The organism is Duganella fentianensis (genome assembly GCF_964031615.1).
In the GTDB taxonomy this organism is placed as follows: Bacteria; Pseudomonadota; Gammaproteobacteria; order Burkholderiales; family Burkholderiaceae_D; genus Rugamonas; species Rugamonas fentianensis_A.
In genome coordinates this window covers 1-23,179 of the sequence record NZ_CAXIQN010000004.1, presented here as the reverse complement: position 1 = coordinate 23,179, position 23,179 = coordinate 1, and the positions used below count along the sequence as shown (strand labels likewise).

General features: G+C 60.8%; 23 protein-coding genes and 1 tRNA gene. 6 read left to right on the top strand and 18 right to left on the bottom strand.

Features of this window, described 5'->3' with window-relative positions; genetic code table 11:
* The first annotated feature begins 104 nt into the window (after nucleotides 1-104).
* Together ABNT42_RS02045 and ABNT42_RS02040 are read left to right on the top strand one after the other, a co-directional pair.
* Complete coding sequence (locus tag ABNT42_RS02045) at nucleotides 105-527, top strand: PaaI family thioesterase (RefSeq protein WP_348693356.1); 423 nt, start codon at nucleotides 105-107, stop codon at nucleotides 525-527.
* 12 nt (nucleotides 528-539) lie between these two features.
* Nucleotides 540-1,850 carry a DUF3034 family protein gene (locus ABNT42_RS02040; protein ID WP_348693353.1) on the top strand — a complete coding sequence of 437 codons (1,311 nt, stop codon included), beginning with the start codon at nucleotides 540-542 and terminating at the stop codon, nucleotides 1,848-1,850.
* A 4-nt stretch (nucleotides 1,851-1,854) separates the two neighbouring features.
* Here the strand turns inward: ABNT42_RS02040 and ABNT42_RS02035 are convergent, their stop codons facing one another.
* From ABNT42_RS02035 to ABNT42_RS02015, 5 genes are read right to left on the bottom strand one after another with little or no spacing between them, the layout of a single operon-like run.
* Complete coding sequence (locus ABNT42_RS02035) at nucleotides 1,855-2,373, bottom strand: TlpA disulfide reductase family protein (protein WP_348693350.1); 519 nt, start codon at nucleotides 2,371-2,373, stop codon at nucleotides 1,855-1,857.
* A 2-nt stretch (nucleotides 2,374-2,375) separates the two neighbouring features.
* The gene (locus ABNT42_RS02030) at nucleotides 2,376-3,023 is read right to left on the bottom strand and encodes a BON domain-containing protein (protein ID WP_348693347.1); all 648 of its coding nucleotides are present in this window, start codon (nucleotides 3,021-3,023) and stop codon (nucleotides 2,376-2,378) included.
* Nucleotides 3,016-3,612 (bottom strand): phosphoheptose isomerase, encoded by a 597-nt coding sequence (locus ABNT42_RS02025; RefSeq protein WP_348693344.1) that lies wholly within the window; start codon nucleotides 3,610-3,612, stop codon nucleotides 3,016-3,018. Before ABNT42_RS02025 ends, ABNT42_RS02030 begins: the two co-directional genes overlap by 8 nt.
* A gap of 57 nt (nucleotides 3,613-3,669) precedes the next feature.
* Nucleotides 3,670-4,020, bottom strand: a complete 351-nt coding sequence (locus ABNT42_RS02020; protein WP_348693341.1) for a YraN family protein — start codon at nucleotides 4,018-4,020, stop codon at nucleotides 3,670-3,672.
* Between the two features lie 7 nt (nucleotides 4,021-4,027).
* On the bottom strand, nucleotides 4,028-5,431 hold the full coding sequence (locus ABNT42_RS02015) for a penicillin-binding protein activator (RefSeq protein ID WP_348693339.1): 1,404 nt from the start codon (nucleotides 5,429-5,431) through the stop codon (nucleotides 4,028-4,030).
* Nucleotides 5,432-5,440: 9 nt separating this feature from the next.
* On the opposite strand from ABNT42_RS02015, the gene rsmI reads away from it, so the two are divergent.
* Complete coding sequence (gene rsmI, locus ABNT42_RS02010; RefSeq protein ID WP_348693337.1) at nucleotides 5,441-6,349, top strand: 16S rRNA (cytidine(1402)-2'-O)-methyltransferase; 909 nt, start codon at nucleotides 5,441-5,443, stop codon at nucleotides 6,347-6,349.
* A gap of 17 nt (nucleotides 6,350-6,366) precedes the next feature.
* On the opposite strand, the gene ABNT42_RS02005 is transcribed toward rsmI, so the two are convergent.
* Nucleotides 6,367-7,011 (bottom strand): hypothetical protein, encoded by a 645-nt coding sequence (locus ABNT42_RS02005; RefSeq protein ID WP_348693334.1) that lies wholly within the window; start codon nucleotides 7,009-7,011, stop codon nucleotides 6,367-6,369.
* Between the two features lie 123 nt (nucleotides 7,012-7,134).
* On the opposite strand from ABNT42_RS02005, the gene ABNT42_RS02000 reads away from it, so the two are divergent.
* Nucleotides 7,135-7,211, top strand: a tRNA-Pro gene (locus tag ABNT42_RS02000).
* A gap of 106 nt (nucleotides 7,212-7,317) precedes the next feature.
* Here the strand turns inward: ABNT42_RS02000 and ABNT42_RS01995 are convergent.
* From ABNT42_RS01995 to ABNT42_RS01950, 10 genes are all read right to left on the bottom strand, one after another.
* A complete protein-coding gene (locus ABNT42_RS01995; protein WP_348693331.1) occupies nucleotides 7,318-8,238 on the bottom strand; it encodes a hydroxymethylglutaryl-CoA lyase in 921 nt (306 codons plus the stop codon).
* Between the two features lies 1 nt (nucleotide 8,239).
* Nucleotides 8,240-9,172, bottom strand: coding sequence for a glyoxylate/hydroxypyruvate reductase A (locus ABNT42_RS01990; protein ID WP_348693329.1), 933 nt, complete (start codon nucleotides 9,170-9,172; stop codon nucleotides 8,240-8,242).
* A 9-nt stretch (nucleotides 9,173-9,181) separates the two neighbouring features.
* Nucleotides 9,182-11,218 carry an acetyl/propionyl/methylcrotonyl-CoA carboxylase subunit alpha gene (locus tag ABNT42_RS01985; RefSeq protein WP_348693326.1) on the bottom strand — a complete coding sequence of 679 codons (2,037 nt, stop codon included), beginning with the start codon at nucleotides 11,216-11,218 and terminating at the stop codon, nucleotides 9,182-9,184.
* Between the two features lie 82 nt (nucleotides 11,219-11,300).
* Nucleotides 11,301-12,350, bottom strand: a complete 1,050-nt coding sequence (gene bioB / locus ABNT42_RS01980; RefSeq protein ID WP_348693324.1) for a biotin synthase BioB — start codon at nucleotides 12,348-12,350, stop codon at nucleotides 11,301-11,303.
* Nucleotides 12,351-12,367: 17 nt separating this feature from the next.
* Nucleotides 12,368-13,150 (bottom strand): dethiobiotin synthase, encoded by a 783-nt coding sequence (gene bioD, locus ABNT42_RS01975; protein WP_348693322.1) that lies wholly within the window; start codon nucleotides 13,148-13,150, stop codon nucleotides 12,368-12,370.
* A gap of 1 nt (nucleotide 13,151) precedes the next feature.
* Nucleotides 13,152-14,336 carry an 8-amino-7-oxononanoate synthase gene (gene bioF / locus ABNT42_RS01970; RefSeq protein ID WP_348693319.1) on the bottom strand — a complete coding sequence of 395 codons (1,185 nt, stop codon included), beginning with the start codon at nucleotides 14,334-14,336 and terminating at the stop codon, nucleotides 13,152-13,154.
* A 2-nt stretch (nucleotides 14,337-14,338) separates the two neighbouring features.
* Entirely contained in the window at nucleotides 14,339-15,667 is a 1,329-nt protein-coding gene (gene bioA, locus ABNT42_RS01965; RefSeq protein ID WP_348693316.1) for an adenosylmethionine--8-amino-7-oxononanoate transaminase, read from the bottom strand.
* A 27-nt stretch (nucleotides 15,668-15,694) separates the two neighbouring features.
* The gene (locus ABNT42_RS01960) at nucleotides 15,695-16,480 is read right to left on the bottom strand and encodes an enoyl-CoA hydratase/isomerase family protein (RefSeq protein ID WP_348693314.1); all 786 of its coding nucleotides are present in this window, start codon (nucleotides 16,478-16,480) and stop codon (nucleotides 15,695-15,697) included.
* A 13-nt stretch (nucleotides 16,481-16,493) separates the two neighbouring features.
* Nucleotides 16,494-18,101, bottom strand: coding sequence for a carboxyl transferase domain-containing protein (locus ABNT42_RS01955; protein WP_348693312.1), 1,608 nt, complete (start codon nucleotides 18,099-18,101; stop codon nucleotides 16,494-16,496).
* 42 nt (nucleotides 18,102-18,143) lie between these two features.
* Nucleotides 18,144-18,575 (bottom strand): YchJ family metal-binding protein, encoded by a 432-nt coding sequence (locus tag ABNT42_RS01950; protein ID WP_348693309.1) that lies wholly within the window; start codon nucleotides 18,573-18,575, stop codon nucleotides 18,144-18,146.
* A gap of 166 nt (nucleotides 18,576-18,741) precedes the next feature.
* Between ABNT42_RS01950 and ABNT42_RS01945 the strand changes: the two genes are divergently transcribed.
* Both ABNT42_RS01945 and murQ read left to right on the top strand, forming a co-directional pair.
* Complete coding sequence (locus ABNT42_RS01945; RefSeq protein ID WP_348693307.1) at nucleotides 18,742-19,482, top strand: GntR family transcriptional regulator; 741 nt, start codon at nucleotides 18,742-18,744, stop codon at nucleotides 19,480-19,482.
* Between the two features lie 19 nt (nucleotides 19,483-19,501).
* Nucleotides 19,502-20,380 carry an N-acetylmuramic acid 6-phosphate etherase gene (gene murQ / locus ABNT42_RS01940; protein WP_348693304.1) on the top strand — a complete coding sequence of 293 codons (879 nt, stop codon included), beginning with the start codon at nucleotides 19,502-19,504 and terminating at the stop codon, nucleotides 20,378-20,380.
* A 17-nt stretch (nucleotides 20,381-20,397) separates the two neighbouring features.
* Here the strand turns inward: murQ and tssK are convergent, their stop codons facing one another.
* Both tssK and ABNT42_RS01930 read right to left on the bottom strand, forming a co-directional pair.
* Entirely contained in the window at nucleotides 20,398-21,750 is a 1,353-nt protein-coding gene (gene tssK / locus ABNT42_RS01935; RefSeq protein WP_348693301.1) for a type VI secretion system baseplate subunit TssK, read from the bottom strand.
* A 76-nt stretch (nucleotides 21,751-21,826) separates the two neighbouring features.
* On the bottom strand, nucleotides 21,827-22,792 hold the full coding sequence (locus tag ABNT42_RS01930) for a T6SS immunity protein Tli4 family protein (RefSeq protein ID WP_348693300.1): 966 nt from the start codon (nucleotides 22,790-22,792) through the stop codon (nucleotides 21,827-21,829).
* Between the last annotated feature and the right edge of the window lie 387 nt (nucleotides 22,793-23,179).

Genomic DNA, 23,179 nt, shown 5'->3' with positions numbered 1-23,179 from the left:
TGGTAACTGGCCCGCAGCGGAATCTGGCCGCCCCGCGCAGCGCCGGCCACAACTTGCTATCATCGTGACTATCGGGCTCTGCCTTGCGAAAACGAAAGTCATCAATGGATGCCAGCAAATTTACTCCGGAATATTTCAACCAGTTCGGCAAGGGTACCCTGCCCGATCATCTGGGTATCACGATCACCAGCGTCAGCGCAGGCGAAGTGGTAGCGCAGCTAACGGTGACACCGCACCATCTGGCACCGAATGGTTTTCTGCACGCAGGCAGCGTGGTGACGCTGGCCGACACCGCCTGCGGCTATGCCTGCGTTGCCCACTTGCCCGATGGCGCGCAGAACTTCACTACCATTGAACTCAAATCCAATCATCTAGGTACGGCACGCGAAGGCGTGGTGGTGGCCACTGCCAAGGCGGTGCATCTGGGCCGCACTACGCAAGTGTGGGATGCCACGGTGGTGTGTCAGGCCAGCGGTAAAGTCATGGCGCTGTTCCGCTGCACCCAGATGATTCTGTATCCGAAATAAGGCGGGCGAGTGATGCGAAAAGCTGTCCGCTATTATGGCCTGAGCTTGCTGCTGGCATCGGTGCTGGCACAGTCCCCCTTTGCTATCGCGGCTACCGACGATACGCTCTACCGCGCGCTGGGTGGCCAGCAGGGCATCCGCAAGGTGGTTGATACTTTCCTGCCGCTGGTGCTGGCCGATGCCCGCATCAAGGATAACTTTGCCGACTTCGATCTGGAGCAGCTGAATCAGCGCCTGCAGGAGCAGTTTTGCGAGCTCAGTGGCGGGCCGTGCCGCTATACCGGTCAACACCGTGATAAAACCATGGACGGCGTGGGCACGGTCCGCGATATGACGACCGTGCATCAGGATCTGCAGATTAGTAACGCCATGTTCAATGCGCTGGCCGAGGATCTGCAGATCGCTCTGCAGCAGCACGGCGTAGCCAATAGCGCATCGAATCGTCTGCTGGCGCTACTGGCTCCCATGCAGCGCCAGATCGTGACGGCCCGTGCCACACCGGCCATGCCGGACATGGGAAAGCTACTGGCCACGGGCGGCGTCAGTACGGTGGAAGGTGCGGCGGGCGGCGGCATCGTGCCGTGGGCCCTGATCGGCGGTTATGGTACGCGCGATAGCTGGGGCGCTAACGCCCACTACACCTATCTGGGCACGCAGGATTATCAGCTGGCCAGCTACGGCGTGGCGGTCGGCATCGCCGACCGGCTGGAAATCTCGCTGGCTGATCAGCAATTCAAAGGCAGTCTGGCGCCGCTGGATCAGCTCGATATCCGCCAGCAGATCGTCGGTGTCAAAGTGAAGCTGGCTGGCGATATCGTCTACGATCAGGATAGCGCCATGCCGCAAGTGGCAGCGGGCATTCTATACAAGCGCCATCAGCGGCTGGGCGGGCTGGGTGCGCTCGGGGTGAGCAAAGTGCAGCAACTAGGCGCCAGTGACGACCATGGCTACGATTACTATCTGGCCGCGACCAAGCTGATGCTAGAACATAGCCTGCTGCTGAATGCGACCGTGCGCGCCACCCGCGCCAACCAGATGGGACTGCTAGGCTTCGGCGGCGATCAGGGCAACCGTATGCGTTTGATGCCGGAATTTTCTGTCGCCTATCTGCCCGATCGCAAACTGGCCATCGGTGCGGAATACCGGCGCAAACCGCACAACCTCGGCGTGGATCACGAAAAGGCCTACTACGATGCGTTTGTCGCGTGGTTCCCGAACAAGCAGCTATCGCTGACACTGGCCTATGCGGTGCTGGGCGACATCACCGTATTCAACCCGAAACGTCAGCGTGGTGCTTATCTATCGGTGCAGGCGGGATTCTGACGGCTTAGCCGTGCAGTGATTCTTCCAGCAGCTTGTGCAGGGCGGCGAAATCCGGTTCGCCCAGATAGCGCTTGAGAATGGTGCCATCCTTGCCGATCACGAAAGTGGTCGGGGTCATGGCCACGTTGCCATAGGCACGCGCGGCCGAACCATCGGCATCGAGCGCCACTTTGAATGGCAGCGCACGGGTTTCCGCATAGTTCAGCACATAGTTAGGCGGATCGTAGCTCATCGCCACGGCGACAAACTCCAGACCCTGATCCTTGAACTTGTTGTAGGTCTCGACCATCTTCGGCATTTCCGCCACGCAGGTGGTGCACGACGTGGCCCAGAAATTCACCATCACCACCTTGCCCTTCAGGCTCTCGGGCGCGATTTTCTCGCCCTTGATGCTGACGAACGCCACCTGCGGCGCAGATGGACGCTGGTTCAGGCTGACATAGGCACCAGCACCGGCCAGTGCCAGAACGACAGCGGCCAGTACGGGTTTGACCCAGCCTTTGGAAGCTTGCGTGGTAGACATGATCAGGAGTTGCTAGCTGGACGGGGCTGGAAGGATTTCCACTCTTCTTCGCTGATGTACTCGAAGACTTTGACCACTTTGGCCACGCCGCTCACGCCACGGGCGATATCGGCCGCGATCTGGCCTTCACGCTGGGTGACGCGACCTTGCAGATACACGTTGCCGCGTTCCGTCACGACCTGGAAGGAATTGGCCGAAATGTCCTTGCGGTCGATCAGGCTGGCTTTGACCTTGGTGGTAATCATGGTGTCGTTCGAGCGCGACGAGAAGCTGGTGTTACCGGCGATTTCCAGTTCGTTGATCACCGACAGCACGCCCTCGATACCGGCCACTTCGCGTTCGGCCTGCGCGCGGGTGGCTTCGTCACGCACTTCGCCCGTCAGCAGGGCGCGGCGGTTGAAGGCATTGATGTTGATGTGGCCGGCCGAGCCGATCACATTATTGAGCTTGATGCCGCCTTTGACTTCGATGGCGCGGTCTTCCGTCTGGGCACCGAAGGTGCGGCGGTCGGTGGCGGCCAGCGTGCCGGAGATGGCACCGCCGGCCACCAGTGCGACGCAGCCCGACAGCGAGCTGACCAGACCGGCGCACAGCAGGCTCATGGCCAGCGGTCGGCGCATGGTTTGCCAGATGGTGGACGACTTACTCATTCACATCTCCTCCGAATAGGGCGACGTCGATACCGTCGCAAATGCAGTGTATGGTTACCAGATGCACTTCCTGGATGCGTGCCGTGCGGTCCGCCGGTACGCAGATATGCACGTCGGCATCGGTCAGCATTTTGCCGATGGCGCCGCCGCCTTTGCCGGTCAGCGCGACCACGCGCATTTCGCGCTCCAGCGCTGCTTCGATGGCGGCCATGACGTTGGCCGAATTGCCCGAAGTGGACAGCGCCAGCAGAATGTCGCCGGCCTGGCCGAAAGCCTGTACCTGCTTAGAGAAAATCTCGCGGTAGCTGTAATCGTTGGCCACCGCCGTCAGGATGGACGTATCGGTGGTCAGCGCCAGTGCTGGCAGTGGGAAACGCTCGCGTTCGAAGCGGCCCACCAGTTCGGCAGCGAAGTGCTGTGCATCGGCCGCAGAACCGCCATTGCCGCAGACGAGAATCTTATTGCCATTCGACAACGCCGAGAACATCAGGTCGATGGCCTGAGCGATATGCGGCGCCAGCACGGTGGCAGACTGGATTTTGATTTCGGCACTTTCGTGGAAGTGCGAGAGGATGCGTTGATTATTCATAGTGTGCTGATTATAGTGCAGGCGTTCGGCACGCCGGACAAGTGCTGAAAAAAATGCTTACATTTCGAGCACGTTTTGCATCCACGACAAGTTTTCCCCGTCGATTGCCAGCAGATCGAAGCGGCATGGCGGCAGTGCCGCATAGCGTAGCAGAAAGTACTGGGCGGCGCGCAGCAGGCGGCGCTGCTTGGCCGGCGTGACGCTGGCGGCCGCACCGCCATAACGGTGGCTGGCGCGCTGGCGCACTTCGACAAATACCAGCACCGCACCGTGCTGCATGATCAGATCGAGCTCGCCCACCTTGCAGCGGAAATTGCGCTCCAGCAGTTGCAGCCCCTGCTGCTGCAGATAGGCCAGCGCCCTGTCCTCGCCTTGCTGGCCTAGCTGCTGCTGCAGAGTGCTGGCCATGGCGAGCCTACGGAATCAGCACCTGCGGCTGGCCGTTGCGGAATTCGGCCATGGCTTCATGTCGCTCGAAGCGTGCCGGCCCATGGCCGAAATCCACACTGAGCTGGCCCGTCACGCCGTCCAGCTGGATCACGCCGTCCGGCTGGCGGCTAATGGCGCGCGCCACACGGTAGGCATCGATCCCCAGCGCGTAGAGCCGCTCCAGATCGGGCCCGATGGCGCTGGCGGGATGGGGATAACTCATCACCGCCGCATGGTCGGGCTGCAGTCGCCAGGGCAGATCGAGCAGGCGCACGCCGTTCAGGGCGGGCAGCGTGCTGCCGTTATTCAGCGCCGAAGTGCCGTACAGGCGTAGTTGCGGCAGCACGGGATCGGGTTCTGCGGCATCGGCATCGGCCAGCAGTGCCAGTACGCGGCGGGTCTGCTCGGCGCCCATGGCGGAAAACAGCAGGCCGGGGCGCTCGGTACGCAGACGCGCATACCATTGCAGGATTTCGGCTTCGCTGATTGCTCCGTCGGGCGTGCCCAGTTCCTCGATATTGGCCACCTTGCCATCATCCTGCCACTGGTCGGCAAACGCGCTGGCGACGCGCCGCTGCCATGTGGTGGTGGTGCTGAGGATGCTGGCGCTGGCCGTGACACCATCGCGCAGGGCGCGGCGTGCCAGCTGGCGCGCTTCTTCTTCCAGCGACAGCCCCATGGCCAGCATCAGCGGCGGCAGCGTGCTGGCGCTGCCATGTGCTTCCGGCAGGTTGAGGGCGATGGTGGGTTTGGTCACCAGCACGCTGTCGGCCAGCGTGCCGACGGCAGCGCGCGACAAGGGGCCGATCACCATATCGTACTGCTGAACGGCGTGGGCGTAGCTGTACAGCACATCCTGCGGCACGTCGCTGGTAGCGATGGCCGTGATGGTTATGTTGTCCGGTTCGCGCTGCCACGCGGCCAGCACGCCGTCACGCACCGCGCCCGCAGCCTGCGCCAGTGCTTCGGCCTGCAGTGGCAGCAGCAGGGCAATGCGTACGTGCGTGCCCGAATTCCTGCTGGCAGCGGACGTGCTGCCCTCGCTCGCACTGGTGGCTGCCTCGGTCTGCGCGCGAGGGGCAACATCGTTGCCGCTTGGCGGTGCCGAAACGTAGGATGGGTTGGCGCTGACGCCGGGTGCAGGCGGGGGGAGCTGGATAGCGAACACCTGCGCGCCCTGCGCTTCTGGCGCCGGCTCGGCTACCACAGGAGCAGCCGAGGGGGCTGATATCGGCGCTGGCGCAGGGGGCGTCACCACGGGCATCGGCACAGCACTTGTATTTGCCGTGCTGGGCGCGCACAATCCATCGGGCGTGTTGCAGAACGGCGTGCTGCAGGCACTAACCAGCGCCGCTAGTATGCACAACGGCCACCACTTCATTCTTTTCATCCGACCTCCATGACTGTTCAAGCCACCAGCTCTATCGCCAACCTGCCCGTGATGGGCGAAATGGCACACCAGACCTATCCTAGCGCAACCCTGTATGTGGTGGCGACGCCGATCGGCAATGTGACTGATATTAGTCTGCGTGCGCTGCATGTTTTGAGTCTGGTCAATGCGGTAGCGTGCGAAGATACCCGCAACACAGCCCAGCTGATGACCCGGTTCGGCCTGCACCAGCCGCTGATTGCCGCGCACCAGCACAACGAGCGCGAAGTGGCGCAAACCCTGATCGCCCGTCTGCAGGCCGGTGAACGCATTGCGCTGGTGTCCGATGCCGGCACGCCGGCTGTGTCCGACCCCGGCGCGCGCATCGTCGATGCCGTGCGTGCGGCCGGTCTGCGCGTATTGCCGCTGCCCGGCGCTTCGGCGGCTGTGACGGCGCTGTCGGCCAGTGGACTGGTGAATGACCAGTTTTATTTTGTCGGATTCCTGCCCGCCAAAGCCAAGCAGCGTGAGAACTTCCTCGGCACGTTGCGTGCGGTCACCGCCACCATGGTGTTTTACGAAGCGCCGCACCGCATTCTCGATTGCGCCAGCGCGCTGGCGGCTGTATTCGAGCCGGAACGGCAGGTGGTGTTTGCGCGCGAACTGACCAAGATGTTCGAGGAAATCCACCGCTGCCCGCTGTCCGAAGCCGAGGCGTGGCTGAAGGCCGATGGCCACCGCGAAAAAGGTGAATTTGTCGTGCTGCTGGAAGGCGCACCGGCGGCCGACGAGGAAAACGACGCCGAGGCTGAACGTATCCTGAAAATTCTGCTGGCCGAATGTCCCGTCAAGCAGGCGGCCAATCTGGCGGCCCAGATTACGGGGCGCAAAAAGAATGCGCTGTACGAGCGCGCCCTGCAGCTCAAGGACGAAGCCTAGTCTGCCCTAGCGGCTGACTAGAATTTGCAGCCGCTATCCTTCTTATCCATCAGCCAGATCAGCGGCGAGAAAATGCTGCCGCCCTTCAGGCAGCTGGGGCGCTTGGCGCTATCGATATTGCGCGCCAGTTCGCTGGCACTCTGCTCCGGATACAGCGGATGGTCGTCCAGCTGGGATACCGGCATGGCGGCCCGCGCCGGATCTTTGCGGTTCGCTTCCTTGCGCGCCATTTTTAACGCTGCCTGCATATCGAAACCCTCCCTGCGGGTTTCCGGATGCAGCGGATCGGCCGCTTTGCTGGTGCTGGCCTCAGCCGTTGCTGTTGTGGCCGATGGCGCATCGGCGGCGGCTGGCATGGCCACGATGGGCGCTGGCTGCCGCTGTAGCGTCGGGGCTTTACTCGTAGTCGATGGGCTGGTGTGACTGCGATTTACGCTGGCTTGCGGTGTCGTGCTGCGGGCCGATGCTGCCTGCGTCGGCTTGAGCGGTTGCAGCCAGACTGTCATCCGGTTTGGCGGCGACAGATTTTCGGCGGGCGCAGGTCGGGTGTAGCGGTAGCCCAGTATCAGCAAGGCATGCAGGATCAGCGAAATGGCCACACCGGCACTGATGCGCGAACGTGGCGCAGCCAGCGATGAGTGAGGCGCGAGAGAGAAATTCATGGCATTTTCGCTAAGATCTGCAGGCGCCATGATTACATACAGCGTCGAAAAAGGCTTAAGTGGGACTGAATGTGTGCGAGGCACTTGACGACTGCAGCGCAGGAAGGTATTATCTTGCTTCTTCGGAGTGTAGCGCAGCCCGGTAGCGCATCTGGTTTGGGACCAGAGGGTCCAAGGTTCGAATCCTTGTACTCCGACCAAGATTCAAGAAAAAAGACTCAAGAGTTTCGGCTCCTGAGTCTTTTTTTTATTCCCCCGACAGAATCTGAACCTTGCGCGGCACAATGGCCGCGCAAGTTATTCAAATTAGCTTACGCGTTTGGCAGCAATCGCATTGCCCGCTCTGCTATTGCCCTTACGGCCGAGGAACTGGGCTATGTACTGGCCCGCATCGACCACGATGTCCAGATCGATGCCCGTCTCGATACCCAGCCCCTGCATCATGTACAGCACGTCCTCGGTCGCCACATTGCCGGTCGCGCCCTTGGCGTATGGGCAGCCGCCCAGACCCGTGACGGACGAATGGAAAATCGAGATACCCACTTCCAGACTGGCGTAGATATTCGCCAGCGCCTGACCGTAGGTATCGTGGAAATGGCCGGACAGGCCATCGATACGGAAGGCGCGGATCGCCTCTTCCATCACCGCCTGCGTCTTGCGCGGCGTGGCTACACCGATAGTGTCGGCAATGTCGATCTCGTCGCAGCCCAGATCGCGCATGCGCCCCACGACATCGGCCACTGCCGACAGCGGCACTTCGCCCTGATACGGGCAGCCGAAAGCGCAGCTGATACTGCCGCGCAGACGCAGACCGTGATCCTTGGCGGCCTTGGCCACGCTCTCGAAACGGGCAATCGATTCGGCGATCGAGCAGTTGATATTCTTTTGCGAGAACGCTTCCGACGCAGAACCGAAGATCACCACTTCGTCAGCCTTGGCGGCCAGTGCGGCTTCGAAGCCCTGCATGTTCGGCGTCAGCGCGGAATAGATCACACCGGGGCGGCGTTCGATGGCGGCCATGACTTCGGCGCTGGTGGCCATCTGCGGCACCCACTTGGGCGACACGAACGACGCCGCTTCGATATTGCGGAAGCCGGCGCTGGTGAGGCGGTTGACCAGCTCGATCTTGACTTCGGCCGGTACGTTTTCCTTCTCGTTCTGCAGGCCGTCGCGCGGCCCTACTTCGACGATTTTGACCTGCTTGGGCAGGTGGCTGTTCAAACTCATATCAGTACCCCTTGCTACGGTCGACTACACCGGCCACGTTCTGGCCGGCGCCCAGTGCGCGTATCTTATCTGCCATCTGCGCAATGCTTTCGCTGCGCAGCGTCAGCGCGGAAATATGCGGCGTGATGGTAATGCGCGGCTCCTGCCAGAACGGATGCTGCTGCGGCAGCGGTTCGTTGCGGAACACATCCAGTGTGGCGGCGCTGATATGGCCGGATTTGATCAGCGTGAGCAGATCCGGTTCAGCCACGTGAGCACCGCGTGCCACGTTGATCAGGTAAGCGCCAGCGGGCAGCTTGCTCATATTGCTGCGGTCCAGCAGGTTGCTGGTTTCCGGCGTCAGCGGCAGCATGCAGACCAGTACGCGGCTGCCACGCAGGAAGGTGTCCAGACCATCCATGCCGTGGAAGCATTCCACACCCTCCACCTGTTTCGGGCTGCGGCTCCAGCCGCGCAGCGGGAAGCCGAAGGTTTTCAGCGCTTCCAGCACGCGGCTACCGAGTACGCCCATGCCCAGCACGCCGACGCTGAAATCGGCGCGCTCATGCTGCGCCAGCGGCTGCCAGACACCGGCGCGCGATTGCGCTTCGTATTCGTCCAGGCGGCGGAAGTAGCGCAGCACGGCGTAGCTCACGTATTCGGCCATCTGCGCAGCCATGCCGGCATCTTCCAGCCGGATCACGGGTATGTGGGCAGGGATTTCGTCGTTGTAGCGCATCAGCGCATCGACCCCGGCGCCGGTAAGGAAAATCGCCTTGACCTGTGCCAGTTGCGCCAGCATGGCCTGCGGTGGCGACCACACTACGGCGTAGTCGTATGGCCCCTGACTATGCTCCTCGCTCCACACTTCTACCTGAGCTTCCGGCAGATGGCGGGCAAAGTCCTCTATCCATGGCCCCGTGTTGCCATCCGCGCGATGCAAAAGAATCCGCATACCTACTCCTTAAGCCGTTTTGAATGCCAGCAGCGGAGCGCCGTCGGCAACCTGATCGCCCACACCGTACAGCACTTCTTCCACCACGCCGTCATGCGGCGCGGCGATGGTGTGCTCCATCTTCATCGCCTCCATGATGACCAGCGCATCGCCCTTCTTCACGCTCTGGCCGGCGCTGGCCATTACCGCCACTACCTTGCCCGGCATAGGCGCCGTCAGGCGGCCGCCTTCTGCTTCGCTTTCGCCCGCATGGGCCATCGGATCATGATAGTGGAGCGGATAGTGGGCGCCATTGCAGAACACATGCAGCAACTCGCCATCGCGCCGCACGCTGCCATGCACGGCCAGATCACCGAGCTTGACGCTGTAATCGCAGCCCTGCTGCGACATCAGGCTGAGAACTTGCGGCTCGGCCTCGCCTACGCCAAACAGCCAGTCGTGCGCGCGGTAGCGCACGCCCACGCAGTAGGGTTGTTCCGCGCTGAATTCGTCGCTGAATGACAGCTTGCGCAGATACGCCTGATTCATGCGCCAGCCCAGTGCCTGACCCCACGGATCGGCGGCGTTGGCACCCGACTGGGCAGCCGAAACATCCTTTTCCGCTTCGATCAATGCCACAGCGGCCAGTGCCAGCACGCTGGCAGGTGCTGCTGCCGCAGCAGGGAACAGGCTGGCGTGGTGACGCTCGATCAGCCCCGTATCCAGATCGGCGGTAGAGAATGCCTGCCCTTCCACCAGACGTTTGAGGAAGGCGATGTTGGTAGCCAGACCGACGATCTGGTACTGCGCCAGCGCCTGCGCCATACGGGCCAGCGCCTGTTTGCGGTCGGCACCCCAGACGATCAGCTTGGCGATCATCGGATCGTAGAACGGCGAAATCGCATCGCCGCTGCGCACACCGGAATCCACCCGCACAGCGGCCGGCTCGAATGCCGTGCCACCGAGTTCGAAGCTGACGGCGGCAGGCGTCTGCATATGGCGCAGCGTGCCGATCGACGGCAGGAAGCCCTTCTCGGGATTCTCGGCGTAGATACGGGCTTCGATAGCGTGACCGTGGATGGTCAGTTCGTCCTGTTTCTTCGGCAGCGCTTCGCCAGCGGCCACGCGCAACTGCCATTCCACCAGATCGGTACCGGTGATCATTTCCGTAACCGGATGTTCTACCTGCAGGCGCGTGTTCATTTCCATGAAGTAGAACGAACCATCCTGATTGGCGATGAATTCCACCGTACCGGCGCCCACATAGCCCACTGCCTTGGCGGCTGCCACGGCGGCTTCGCCCATGGCTGCGCGGCGTTCGGCCGTCATGTTCGGCGCTGGCGCTTCTTCCAGCACTTTCTGGTGGCGGCGCTGTACCGAGCAATCGCGCTCGAACAGGTAGTTGCAATTGCCGAGCGTATCGGCAAACACCTGAATTTCGATATGGCGCGGGCGCTGCAGATACTTCTCTGCCAGCACCTTGTCGTCGCCGAAGGAACTGATCGCTTCGCGCTTGCACGAGGCCAGCGCGTCCTTGAACTGCTCGGAGCTTTCGATCACGCGCATGCCTTTACCGCCGCCACCAGCGGAAGCTTTCAGCAGCACGGGATAGCCGATGCGGTCAGCCTGCGTGTGCAGGAAGTCGGCATCCTGCTGGTCGCCGTGGTAGCCGGGTACCAGTGGCACATTGGCTTTTTCCATCAGCGACTTGGCAGCCGATTTGGAACCCATGGCACGCATGGCCGAAGCGGGCGGGCCAATGAATACCAGCCCTGCTTCCGCGCAGGCGTCGGCGAATTCCGCATTCTCGGAGAGGAAACCATAGCCGGGGTGGATGGCCTGAGCACCGGTGGCCTTGGCCACTTCGATGATCTTGTCGGCGCGCAGATAGCTTTCCTTGGCAGCGGCAGGGCCGATCAGCACAGCTTCGTCGCATACGGCGACGTGTTTGGCATTGGCATCCGCTTCGGAATACACGGCGACAGTCTTGATGCCCATGCGGCGCGCGGTAGCGGCCACACGGCAGGCGATTTCACCCCGGTTTGCGATCAGTATTTTTGTGAACATGGTCTCTCTCTTTGCAGCTTATGGCTGGAAGTTTTTTTATTGTGGTGCGATAGACGTCGGTGCAGATAGCGGCTTGGGCTACTTAGCAGCCGCACTTTTCCTTCGGTGCCGATTCCAGTACCGTGCCGCGGGTTTTCAGGCCCAGTTTGGCCAGCAGCTTGCGGTCGTCGTCGGCTTCCGGATTGTCGGTGGTCAGCAGCTTGTCGCCGTAGAAGATCGAGTTGGCGCCAGCGAGGAAGCACATGGCCTGCACCGCTTCGCCCATCTGGCGGCGGCCTGCGGACAGACGCACGCGCGCTTTCGGCATGGTGATACGGGCTACGGCGATGGTGCGCACGAATTCGAACGGATCGAGCGGATCGAGGCCGTGCAGCGGTGTGCCTTCGACCTGTACCAGATGGTTGACCGGCACCGATTCCGGATACGGATTCAGGTTGGCCAGCTGGGCGATCAGGCCGGCGCGCTGCAAGCGGGTTTCACCCATGCCGACGATGCCGCCACAGCAGACTTTCAGACCCACTTCGCGGATGCGACCCAGCGTGTCCAGACGGTCCTGATACTCGCGGGTGGAGATGACGTTGTCGTAGAACTCTGGTGCCGTGTCCAGATTGTGGTTGTAGTAATCGAGGCCTGCGTCTTTCAGGCGCTGGGCCTGTGCTTCTTCCAGCATACCCAGCGTGGCGCAGGTTTCCATGCCCAGTGCCTTCACTTCGCGCACCATTTCTTCGACCTTGTCCATGTCGCGGTCTTTCGGGCTGCGCCATGCGGCGCCCATGCAGAAACGGGTCGCGCCATTGTCCTTGGCCTGACGGGCTGCTTCCAGCACGGTGTCGATGTCGAGGATTTTTTTCGCTTCCACGCCCGTGTCGTAGCGTGCCGCCTGCGGGCAGTAGCCGCAATCTTCTTCGCAGCCGCCCGTTTTGATCGACAGCAGGGTCGCCAGCTCCACGTCGCCATCAGGGAAGTTGGCACGATGGGTATCCTGAGCGCGCGCCATCAGCTCGGTGAACGGCAGATCGAACAGGGCCATCACTTCGTCCAGTGGCCAGGTAGCTGCTTCCGGCAGCTTGATGGCGGCGGCAGGACGGTGCAGCTCGACGGTCTTAGGTTCTTGCAGGGTGTTCTGGGACATCGTGTTTCCTTCTAGTTTCAGAGTTTGGTGTGAGCTGGCCAGTTGGGCAGCTGCGTAAAATCGAGGTGGGCCGCTGCTGTCTGCGCAGTCGGTTCGGCCAGACGGGGCACGCGGCCCAGCAGCGGCGCTTCGATACGCTGCTGCAGGGCTGCTACGTTTTCATCGGCAAAAGCCATATCGGCCACGGTTTCATTGGCGACCCAGCCAACCAGCTTGAGCCCGCGCGCGGCGATGGCTTCCACCGTCAGCAGCGCGTGGCTGATGCAGCCGAGGCGCAGACCGACCACCAGTACGACGGGCAGTTCCAGTTGCGCGGCCAGATCGGCTGTATCGAAATCGTCATTGAGCGGCACGCGGAAGCCGCCCACGCCTTCCACCACGGTGGCGTCGGCGGCGGCATTGATTTCCACGAACGCCGCCAGTATCGGCACGGCGGTGATGGTTTTGCCTTCCAGTGCAGCGGCGATGTGCGGCGCTGCCGGTTCTTTCAGCAGGAAAGGCGTGGTGATGGACTGCGGCAGGTGCATATTGCCGGCAGCGGCCAGCTGGTCGCAATCATCGTTATGCCATACGCCGTCGCGCAGTTCGGCACCGGCAGCAACGGGTTTCATGCCGCAGGCACGTACGCCGCGCGCCACCAGCGCATGCAGCATGGCCGAAGAAATCAGCGTCTTGCCGATTTCCGTATCCGTGCCTGTGACGAAGCAGCTGAAGCGGGGCGGCAAACCGGCGCTGGCAGCAGCAGGCTGGGTCTGGAGTTGGTGCTCCGGTTGGGCGATTAGCGGATCATCGAGACTCATCTCAAGTCCTTTCCAGCGCATTGAGCGCGACTATCAGTTGTTCTACATCGGCGCTGGTATGGCCTGCGCATAGCGTCGCGCGCAGGCGCGCCGTACCTGCTGGCACGGTGGGCGGGCGGATTGTGCCCAGCCACAGACCTTGTGCGTACAGGGCGGCGCCAGCGCGCATGGTTTCAGCATTATCGCCGATCACGATGGGCTGGATGGCGGTGCTGGATGGCATACGCTGCCAGCGCTGCAGTTGCAGGCCGCTATCCAGCTGGGCGATCAGGCTTTGCAGGTGAGCGCGGCGCGCCACGCCTTCATCGCCTTCCAGCAGATCTAGGCTGGTCAGCAGAGCATGCGCCAGTGCCGGTGGCGTGGCTGTGGTGAAGATGTAGGGACGGGCTTTCTGGATCAGGGTTTCGATCACGGTTTCGTGGGCAGCGACAAAAGCACCCGCAACGCCGGCAGCTTTGCCCAGCGTGCCCATGTAGACCAGATACGGCGAGCGCAGATCGAAGTGTTCGAGCGCACCGTGGCCGCGCGCACCGAGCGTGCCGAAGCCGTGTGCGTCATCGACTACCAGCCACGCGCCGTATTGCTCGCACAGTGCCAGTAATTGCGGCAGCGGAGCCAGGTCGCCATCCATGCTGAATACGCTGTCCGTCACCACCACTTTGGTGGCGGCGTTGGAGTCGGCCAGCAACTGCTTGAGCGCGGCCAGATCGGCGTGCGGATAGACCTGCACGCGTTTGCGCGACAGCCGAGCACCGTCAATCAGCGAAGCGTGGTTGAGCGATTCGGAGAAGATGGCAGCGTCGGCATCGGCGACCGTCAGCCCCGTGATGATGGCCAGATTAGCCATATAGCCGGTGCAGAAAGTCAGCGCGCGCGGCGCTTCCAGATGGTCGCCCACGAAGGCGGCCAGCCGTTCTTCCAGCTGCACGTGGGCGCGGCCATGGCCGCTGATCAGGTGTGAAGCGCCGCTGCCGGCGCCATATAGTTCCACGCCTTCCTGCAAGGCCTGTTTGATGGCCGGATGGTTGGCCAGACTCAGATAGTCGTTGCTGCAGAAGGCCAGCAGTTCGCGCCCGTCCACCTGCACACGCGGGCCGCAGGGCGAGTCCACCGTGCGGCGCTGGCGGATCAGGTTGTGCTGATCTAGCGTCTGCAGTTGCTGGCTAAGTTGCTGGAGTAGTTGCATGCCTACCCCGCCATGACCTGATTGAACACGGCCAGCGTGTTGTTGGCCAGTGTGTCGATTTCTTCGTCGCTCAGCACATACGGCGGCATCATGTAGACGCTGGCGCCGATAGGGCGCATCAGCAGTTCGTGCTCGACGGCGGTGGCAAAGAAGCGGCGCGAGAAGTCCGGTGCTGCGTCGATGGCATCGAATGCCCAGATCATGCCGCGCTGGCGGAAGTTGCGCACTTTTTCATGCTGGGCAAGTGGCTGCAAGGCCGCGGTCAGGCGCTCCGCCTTGATGCGGTTGGTGCGCAGCACATCGTCCTCTTCGAAAATCTGCAGCGTGGCCAGCGCCGCGCGGCAGGCCAGCGGATTGCCCGTGTACGAGTGCGAATGCAGGAAGCCGCGCGTCACGTCGCTGCTGTAGAAAGCCTGATAGATTTCATCGCGCGTGAGCACCAGCGAGAGTGGCAGATAGCCGCCGCTGATGCCTTTGGACAGGCACAGGAAATCCGGCCAGATACCGGCCTGTTCGCAGGCGAAGAAAGTGCCCGTGCGGCCACAGCCAACGGCGATTTCGTCGAGGATCAGGTGCACGGAAAAACGGTCGCACAGTTCGCGCACCAGTTGCAGATACAGCGGATCGTGCATGGCCATGCCGGTTGCGCACTGCACCAGTGGTTCGATGATGATGGCGGCGATGCGATCGCTCTTTTCCATGAACAGGCGCTCCACGTCGGCAGCCGCGCGGCGTGCCACATCGGCCGCCGTTTCGCCTTCGCTAGCCTGACGTGCATCGGGCGACATCACCGTTTGCGAGGCGCGCAGCAGCGGGCCGTAGGCATCCTTGAACAGTGCCACATCGGTGACGGCCAGCGCGCCGATGGTCTCGCCGTGGTAGCTGCCTTTGAGGCAGACGAATTCCTGTTTGGCGCTATGGCCGCGATTGCGCCACGAATGGAAGCTCATTTTCAGGGCGATTTCCACGGCCGATGCACCATCGCTGGCGTAGAAGCTGTGACCGAGCACATGGCCGGTCAGCGCCGACAGTTTTTCCGATAGCTCGATGACCGGTTCATGGGTAAAGCCGGCCAGCATGGCGTGTTCCAGCGTATCGAGCTGCTGCTTGAGCGCCGCGTTGATGCGCGGGTTGGCATGACCAAACAGATTAACCCACCACGAGCTGATGGCATCGAGGTAGCGCTTACCCTGATGGTCATACAGCCAGACACCCTGCCCCCGGCTTACCGGGATCAGGGGGACGGTTTCGTGGTGCTGCATTTGCGTGCAAGGGTGCCATACGCTGCGTAGGCTGCGGGCCACCCAGTCACTCTGTTGATTCAATTCCAAAACGACTCCAGACTCTGTTCTACCGCGTTACAGCAGCCACGCGGGTTTGCGCTTCTCGAGGAAGGAGGCCACGCCTTCGCGGCCCTGTTCCGAAGCGCGGATATGGGCAATGCGCTGGGCCGTATCGGCCAGCAGTGCATCGTTGACGGTTTTCCCGCTGACTTCGCGCACCAGCACTTTGGCTTGCTGCACGGCGTGCGGGCTGTTATTCACTAGCGCTTTGACGATCTCGGCTACCTTGTCGTCCAGTGCTTCCACGGCTACCACTTCGTGGGCGAAGCCGAGGCGCAGCGCCTGCGCTGCATCGAAGCGTTCAGCCGTGAGGAAGTAGCGGCGTGCCGCCTGTTCGCCCATGGCTTTGATCACATACGGCGCGATGGTGGCGGGGATCAGACCCAGTCGCACTTCGCTCAGGCAGAACTGCACCGGTTCGGCCGCGATGACGATATCGCAGGCCGCTACCAGCCCCATACCGCCGGCATAGCAATCGCCCTGCACGCGCGCCACCACAGGGTGCGGGCACAGGTAGATGGTGCGCAGCATTTCAGCCAGTTGCAGAGCATCGGCCTGATTTTCGGCGTGCGTATAGCCCGCCATTTTCTTCATCCAGTTCAAGTCTGCACCGGCGCAGAAGGCGGGGCCATTGGCCGCCAGCACGATAGCGCGCAGATCGCTCTGCTCGCCCAGTTCGCGGAATGCGCGGGTAATCTCTGCGATGGTCAGTTCGTTGAACGCGTTGCGCACGTCGGGACGATCCAGCGTCACGGTGGCAACGTGGCCTGCGCGGCTGATGTTAAGGGTGGTGTAAGTCATGGTCAGCCCCCTATTACATCCGGAATACGCCGAATTTGGTATCGGGGATTTCCGCATTCAGTGCAGCGGATAAGCCCAGACCCAGCACCATGCGGGTGTCGGCCGGATCGATCACGCCGTCATCCCACAGACGCGCCGTGGCGTAGTAAGGGTGACCCTGATGTTCGTACTGTTCCTTGATAGGCTGCTTGAAGGCGGCTTCTTCTTCCGCGCTCCAGCTACCGCCTTTGCTCTCGATGCCGTCGCGTTTGACGGTGGCTAGCACGGACGCGGCCTGATCGCCGCCCATCACCGAGATACGCGCATTCGGCCACATCCACATGAAGCGCGGCGAGAAGGCGCGGCCGCACATGCCGTAGTTACCGGCACCGAAGCTGCCGCCGATAATCACGGTGAATTTCGGTACCGCGGCAGTGGCCACCGCCGTCACCATCTTGGCGCCATTGCGGGCGATACCTTCGTTTTCGTATTTGCGGCCCACCATGAAGCCGGTGATATTCTGCAGGAACACCAGCGGGATTTTGCGCTGGGCGCACAGTTCGATGAAGTGGGTGCCTTTCAGCGCCGATTCCGAGAACAGAATGCCGTTGTTGGCGATGATGCCGACCTTCATGCCGAAGATGTGGGCAAAGCCGCAGATCAGCGTGGTGCCGTAGCGTGCCTTGAATTCATCGAATTCGCTGCCATCGACGATGCGGGCGATGACTTCGCGCACATCGAATGGCTTGCGGGTATCGACGGGAATCACGCCATACAGTTCTTCGGGCGGGTATTTCGGCTCTTCGGCTGCACGCAAAGCGCCCTGCTGCGGCTTGCTGCGGTTCAGATTCGACACGATGGTGCGCGCCAGCGACAGCGCATGCAGATCGTTCTGCGCCAGATGGTCGGCCACACCGGACAGACGGGTGTGCACATCGCCGCCACCCAGATCTTCTGCTGTCACCACTTCGCCGGTAGCGGCTTTCACCAGCGGCGGGCCGCCGAGGAAAATCGTGCCCTGTTCCTTGACGATGATGGATTCGTCGCTCATGGCTGGCACGTAAGCGCCACCGGCCGTGCAGGAGCCCATCACCACGGCGATCTGTGGGATGCCTTTGGCCGACAGATTGGCCTGATTGTAGAAAATGCGGCCGAAGTGGTCGCGGTCGGGGAACACGTCATCCTGATTGGGCAGGTTGGCGCCGCCCGAATCGACCAGATAGATGCACGGCAGGTTGTTCTGATCGGCGATTTCCTGCGCGCGCAGGTGTTTTTTCACCGTCATTGGGTAGTAGGTGCCGCCTTTGACGGTGGCGTCGTTACAGACGATCACGCATTCCTGCCCCGCTACGCGGCCTATGCCGGTGATGATGCCCGCTGCCGGTGCGGCATCGTCATACATGCCATAGGCGGCCATCTGCGACAGTTCGAGGAAGGGCGTGCCGGGATCGAGCAGCATCTGCACGCGGTCGCGTGGCAGCAGTTTGCCGCGTGCCACGTGCTTGGCGCAGGCTGCGGCACCACCGCCTTCGGCGATACGCGCCACTTTGGCACGCAAATCGTCCACCACGGCCTGCATGGCGGCGGCGTTGGCCTTGAAGTCCTCACTGCGGGGATTGAGTTTGCTTTCGATCTGCGGCATTGCTTTTCCTTTATGCGCGTGGTCTCCGACGCGTCGTCTGATTTATTCTGGAAAACTACCGTCAACGTAAAACCAGCGCAGTCCGCCTTCAGCCGGCTCGCGCACGAAGTTGCTGATTTCGTGCAGCCGCTGGCCGCGCCCATTCACCCGCAAGCGGGCCACAAATTCGACCGTATCGCGGTTTTCATCGTCTTCCGCTTTACGTTGACGTAAACGTAAAGCGGATTTTACCTCAAGTCCCAGCCACTGCAATTTTTCTTCGCTATTGATGATGGGCTCGGTCGGTCGGGTGCTGGCATGCCAAGTTGATAACAGATAGGCTTCATTGCCCTGCACATAGGCCGTATAGCGCGAGCGCATCAGGGTTTCAGCGGTGGGCGGGATGGCGGCGCCGCTCAGATACGGGCCGCAGCAGGTGGCCAGCGCAGGTCCGCCACAGGGGCAGGCAGGGGCGGCGGAGGTCTTTTTGGACATGGCAGCAAGGTCGGACTGGTGTAACAAGCCAGCATTATCCGTCAAATGACGGCCCCGCGCCGCGTTGGCCGGACTGGTAGTTGAATAAATATTGCTAAATTCAGGGGTACGGGGTCACACCTTTTCCGTAACGCTATTACACTAGAGGCGTGAGGAGAATTTTTGCATGAGCCAGACCAGTTTCGAATTCAAAGCCGACGCCAACGACAGTTCGCCCCTGTATATGCAGATTGCGCGCAAGTTGAGCGAAGATGTGCACAATGGCCGCTATCAGGTGGACCAGGCGCTGCCGTCCGAGCGCACTCTGTCGGAGTTGCTGAACGTATCGCGCGTGACGGCCCGTAAAGCCATCGACCAGCTGGTCGATCAGGGGCTGGTGGTGCGCCGTCGCGGTTCGGGCAATTATATTGCCCCCCGCATCGAGCAGCCGCTGTCCAATCTGACCAGTTTTTCCGAGCAGCTGCAGCAGCGCGGCCACGTGCCGGGTTCGCGCTGGCTCAAGCGCGCCGTCGTCACGCCGACGCCGGAAGAGCAGCTCAGTCTGGGTCTGTCGCCATACTCCAAAGTGGCGCGGCTCGAACGTCTGCGTCTGGCCGACGATGTGGTGATGGCCTACGAAGTGTCGGTGCTGCCGCAGACGGTTCTGAACGATCCGAATGCGGTTGGCAACTCGCTTTACCAGTATCTGGAAAGTATCGGTCAGGCGCCGGTGCGCGCCTTGCAGCACATCCGTGCGATGAATGCTTCGGCCGATCTGGCGCGCCAGCTGGGCGTGCCGGAAGGTCAGGCCGTGCTGTACATCACCCGTATCGCCTATCTGGAATCGGGTGAAGCGATGGAACTGACTCATTCCTACTGTCATAGCGACCACTATGACTTCGTTGCGGAGATGCGCCGCGCCACCTGAGGCACGGCACAGCGCCACCATGCTGAAGACCGAAACCCCCAGCACGGAACATGCCGAACTCGATCTGTACGGCGTGGACCAACTGGTGGCAGCACTGGTGGACGATCACGCGCTGGCGGTGCGCGCCGTGCAGGCGGCAGCACCGGCCATCAGCGCTGCGGTTGCCGCCATGGCGCCGCGTATTGCCGCCGGTGGACGGCTGATCTATGTGGGCGCAGGCACCTCGGGCCGGCTCGGCATCCTCGATAGCGTTGAACTATTCCCTACCTTCTCATGGCCGCATGAACGTGCGGTGGCGCTGCTGGCTGGTGGCCTCGGTGCCATGTTCGATGCGGTGGAAGGCGCTGAAGATAACGACAGCAAAGGTGCGTCCGATCTGCGCCTGGTCTATCCCGTGTATAACGATGTGGTGCTGCTGATTGCGGCATCCGGTACTACGCCCTACGTGCTAGGTGCGCTCAAGGCAGCACGCACGGTGGGAGCACTGACCATCGGCATCGCCAATAATCCCGCCACGCCACTGCTGCGTGATGCCGATGTGGGTATCTGTCTCGATACGGGGCCCGAAGTGATTGCCGGTAGCACGCGGCTGAAAGCGGGTACGGCGCAGAAGATCGTACTCAATACGTTATCGAGCGCGCTGATGGTGCGGCTGCATAAGGTGTACGGCAATCTGATGGTGGATCTGCATGCCACCAATGCCAAGCTGGTGGAGCGGGCATTGCGCCTGACCATGCGGGTAGCCGGCGCCGATGAGACAAGTGCGCGCGCCATGCTGGAGCGCTGCCACTTTCAGGTCAAACTGGCCATCGTGGCGCTGCGCAAAGATCTCGATGTGGAGCAGGCGCAAAGCCTGCTCGAACAGACGGGCGGCGATATGCGCCGCGCACTGCGCTAGTTCTACCGCCAGCGCCGTCAGGGCGAGATGGCGAATAATTCCAGACGTAGATCAGTGAGCGTGGCGGGCGCGTAGATGGCGATCGCCTGCGCCTTGAGTATGGCGTCGTACAGGTCGCTGCGATGTTCGAGCGAGAAGTAATAGGTCTCTGGCCGTACTGGCACTTCCATCGGTACTTGCGGCATGTGCGAGAGCGGCACGCCGGGTAAGGCGCTGCGTACCAGCGCATCGATCTCGTGTGGTGAGGCGATCTTGAGCTGGCGCGGCACTTCGGCCACCAGATTCAGCGCGGGCATGCTGGCGTTGACGGCAATGTAGAGCGCTGCCTTGCGCTCGATTAGCGTAGGGTCTAGCGTAGCGTGGTGGTAGCGCATGCCCTGATCGCTGATGGACAGCGGGATGCTGATGTATTTCGACGACACCACGGTGTCGAGCAGATCGCGGATGATGTCGTTGAGGGTGTGGAAGCCGCTAGCAGGTTCTTCATGGTTGTAGCTGGGCAGATCGGTGACGGTGTACTTGCGCGAGAAGGCCATCAGGCCACCCGCTAAGGCCATCAGGCGCTCGAACAGGCGCTCGGGGTGGCAGTGGCCGCTGCGTGACAGATGCATCAGCGTGGCGCTGGCGGACATGATGGTCTGCAGCATCCAGAACGACGCTACGTCGCCGCTGTGCAGCTCCACTACGTGGCCGCGCGGCTGGCGTTGCAGGCGGTGTAGTGAATCGCACTTTGCGCTGAGTCTGGCCAGCACGCTGCGCAGCAGATCCTGCATGGCGGCGTCGGCGCCTATGCTGACGCAGGGCGGCATGAAGTGAGGATCGAGCGCCAAGCTGCCGTCAGCACGGCGTTGCAGGCGGATTACGGGCAGGCAGTCGTAGCCTTCGCGTACATCGAAATCCGACAGCAGGCGCACAGCCTTGCGCAGATAGCCGATATGGGCTGGCAGGCTGTCGGAAAACAGGTCGGGTGTTTCGCGGCTGTCGAGTGTATAACGCGCTTCGCTGCGCGCACTGCCCTCGGTGGTGAGATTGCCACCATGCGCGTGTGTGACGGGCAGCGCAGCGTAGAAGGTAACGCAGTGTGCGTCGGCGGGGAGCTTGCTTAGATCGACGGCTAGCGGTAGCGCATCCGCCAGCGGCGCCTGATAGATTTCGCCGTCTTTGAAGATAAGGCTAAGTGCCTGTGCGTAGAGGGTGTTACTGGTGATGTCGGGCAGCGCCCAGCGTGCGTGCTGCACGCCCCAGTGGTGCGGCTCGATGGTGGCAGCCACGTGCTGCAGGCGCGATTCGTGATAGCGGTCCTGTTGCTGCAGGTGCTGGGCGTCGAGCGTGAGGCCTTCGGTCCACAAAACTTTGAGCGTTGCGGTCATGGTCTGCTCCTTGGATGGGAGTTCGTTCATTAGCAGGTCGCGCTGCGTTCGGCGAACAGGTGATTGAATGCGGCACCTATTCATTGGGCTGTGGTATTTCTGAGCGGTGCGCGACAGCATTCGGGCGTACATGGATGGAGTTCAGTAACCAGTCCCATAGTGCCACGGCCTCTTCGTCGGAAAGGCTCGGTTCTCGGGAGGCAGTTTGATTGCCCTCAACGCCACTATCCATGGTTAATTCAACAAAGGGATGCAATGGATCATGCGGTAATCCGCTAGCCCTAAAAATGAATTTATGGATGGATGGTTTTCCAAAGCCTCCCGGAACTCTCAGCAACATTTCCTCACCGTGCCAGTCGCTTACAACACGTTTTCCCTCACGAAGTGTTTTTAAGCGGCTAAGCCATGTTTCGAGGCCTGAGGTCATTCCTTGCTTCATTGATTCGGATTTCTCATGTGCCAAATTTACTGGTATCACGCCGTCTCCGTTCTTTATTGTTTGGACCGAAAAATGCACGTCTGGAAAGTCTTTGAGCCTGATACCAAACTCGATATTCTCGAATGTTGGTTCGATGGATGAAAACGCATGGTCGATGCATATTCCTGGTACATTCGGAATATCGAATTGCTTTTGTGACGTTAGACTCTTTGCAATCTGGGTATCCGATTCGAGTGCCTTTTTTACAAAATCTTTATCCAGCCCGGGAGTTTCAAGAATATAGATATCCTGATCTAATTTAACAAACGTATGAATTGAATAGTTATAAGTTCCGACTATTCCGAGTAAATGCAGAAATCTTGGATCAGAAGAAGAAAATGGAGTTCCTGAAATTTTGTCCATTTCTCGTCCTTTGTTAAAAATCCTGGCACTGTCTTTATTATCTTTTATCTCGCGATCTATTATCTTTTCAAGATTATCTGCTTCGCCGGGAAGCCTATAAATTTTTGAATTGATAGTCATTCGACCGAAAGAAATTTTTGAACCAATAGGAAAATTAATGATGAATCTTGTAAAGCATAATTTTTCTGCATTGGATTTCATTACTTCTATTTTGTCAGATATGCCTTGCTCCTTAGCGATATTTATTGACGAGGAGTGCGATTCATTTTCCATGATAAAAGAAAATATTAAAAATAATAGAATCGCTAAAAGGATCAGTAGGTACGATCTTTTCATGTCAAATTTTTTTTACTTGATTATGTCTTTACCACAGGGCGCTGCAATATCTGTCGTCTAGAGTATGGTCGAGTGCAAACCAAGTCTGCAGCCCTGCGCGCTACCATTGCTGCAAGGTCGCTGCGGCAGTTAAAACGGTAGCTAGATACAGGCGTGTTGATTTGCAGCGAAATCTGACCCACTTACCCCAGTAATTTGCAAACGAATCTGACCCACGTATACGACACAATTCTGCTCACGACATTGAGCGGA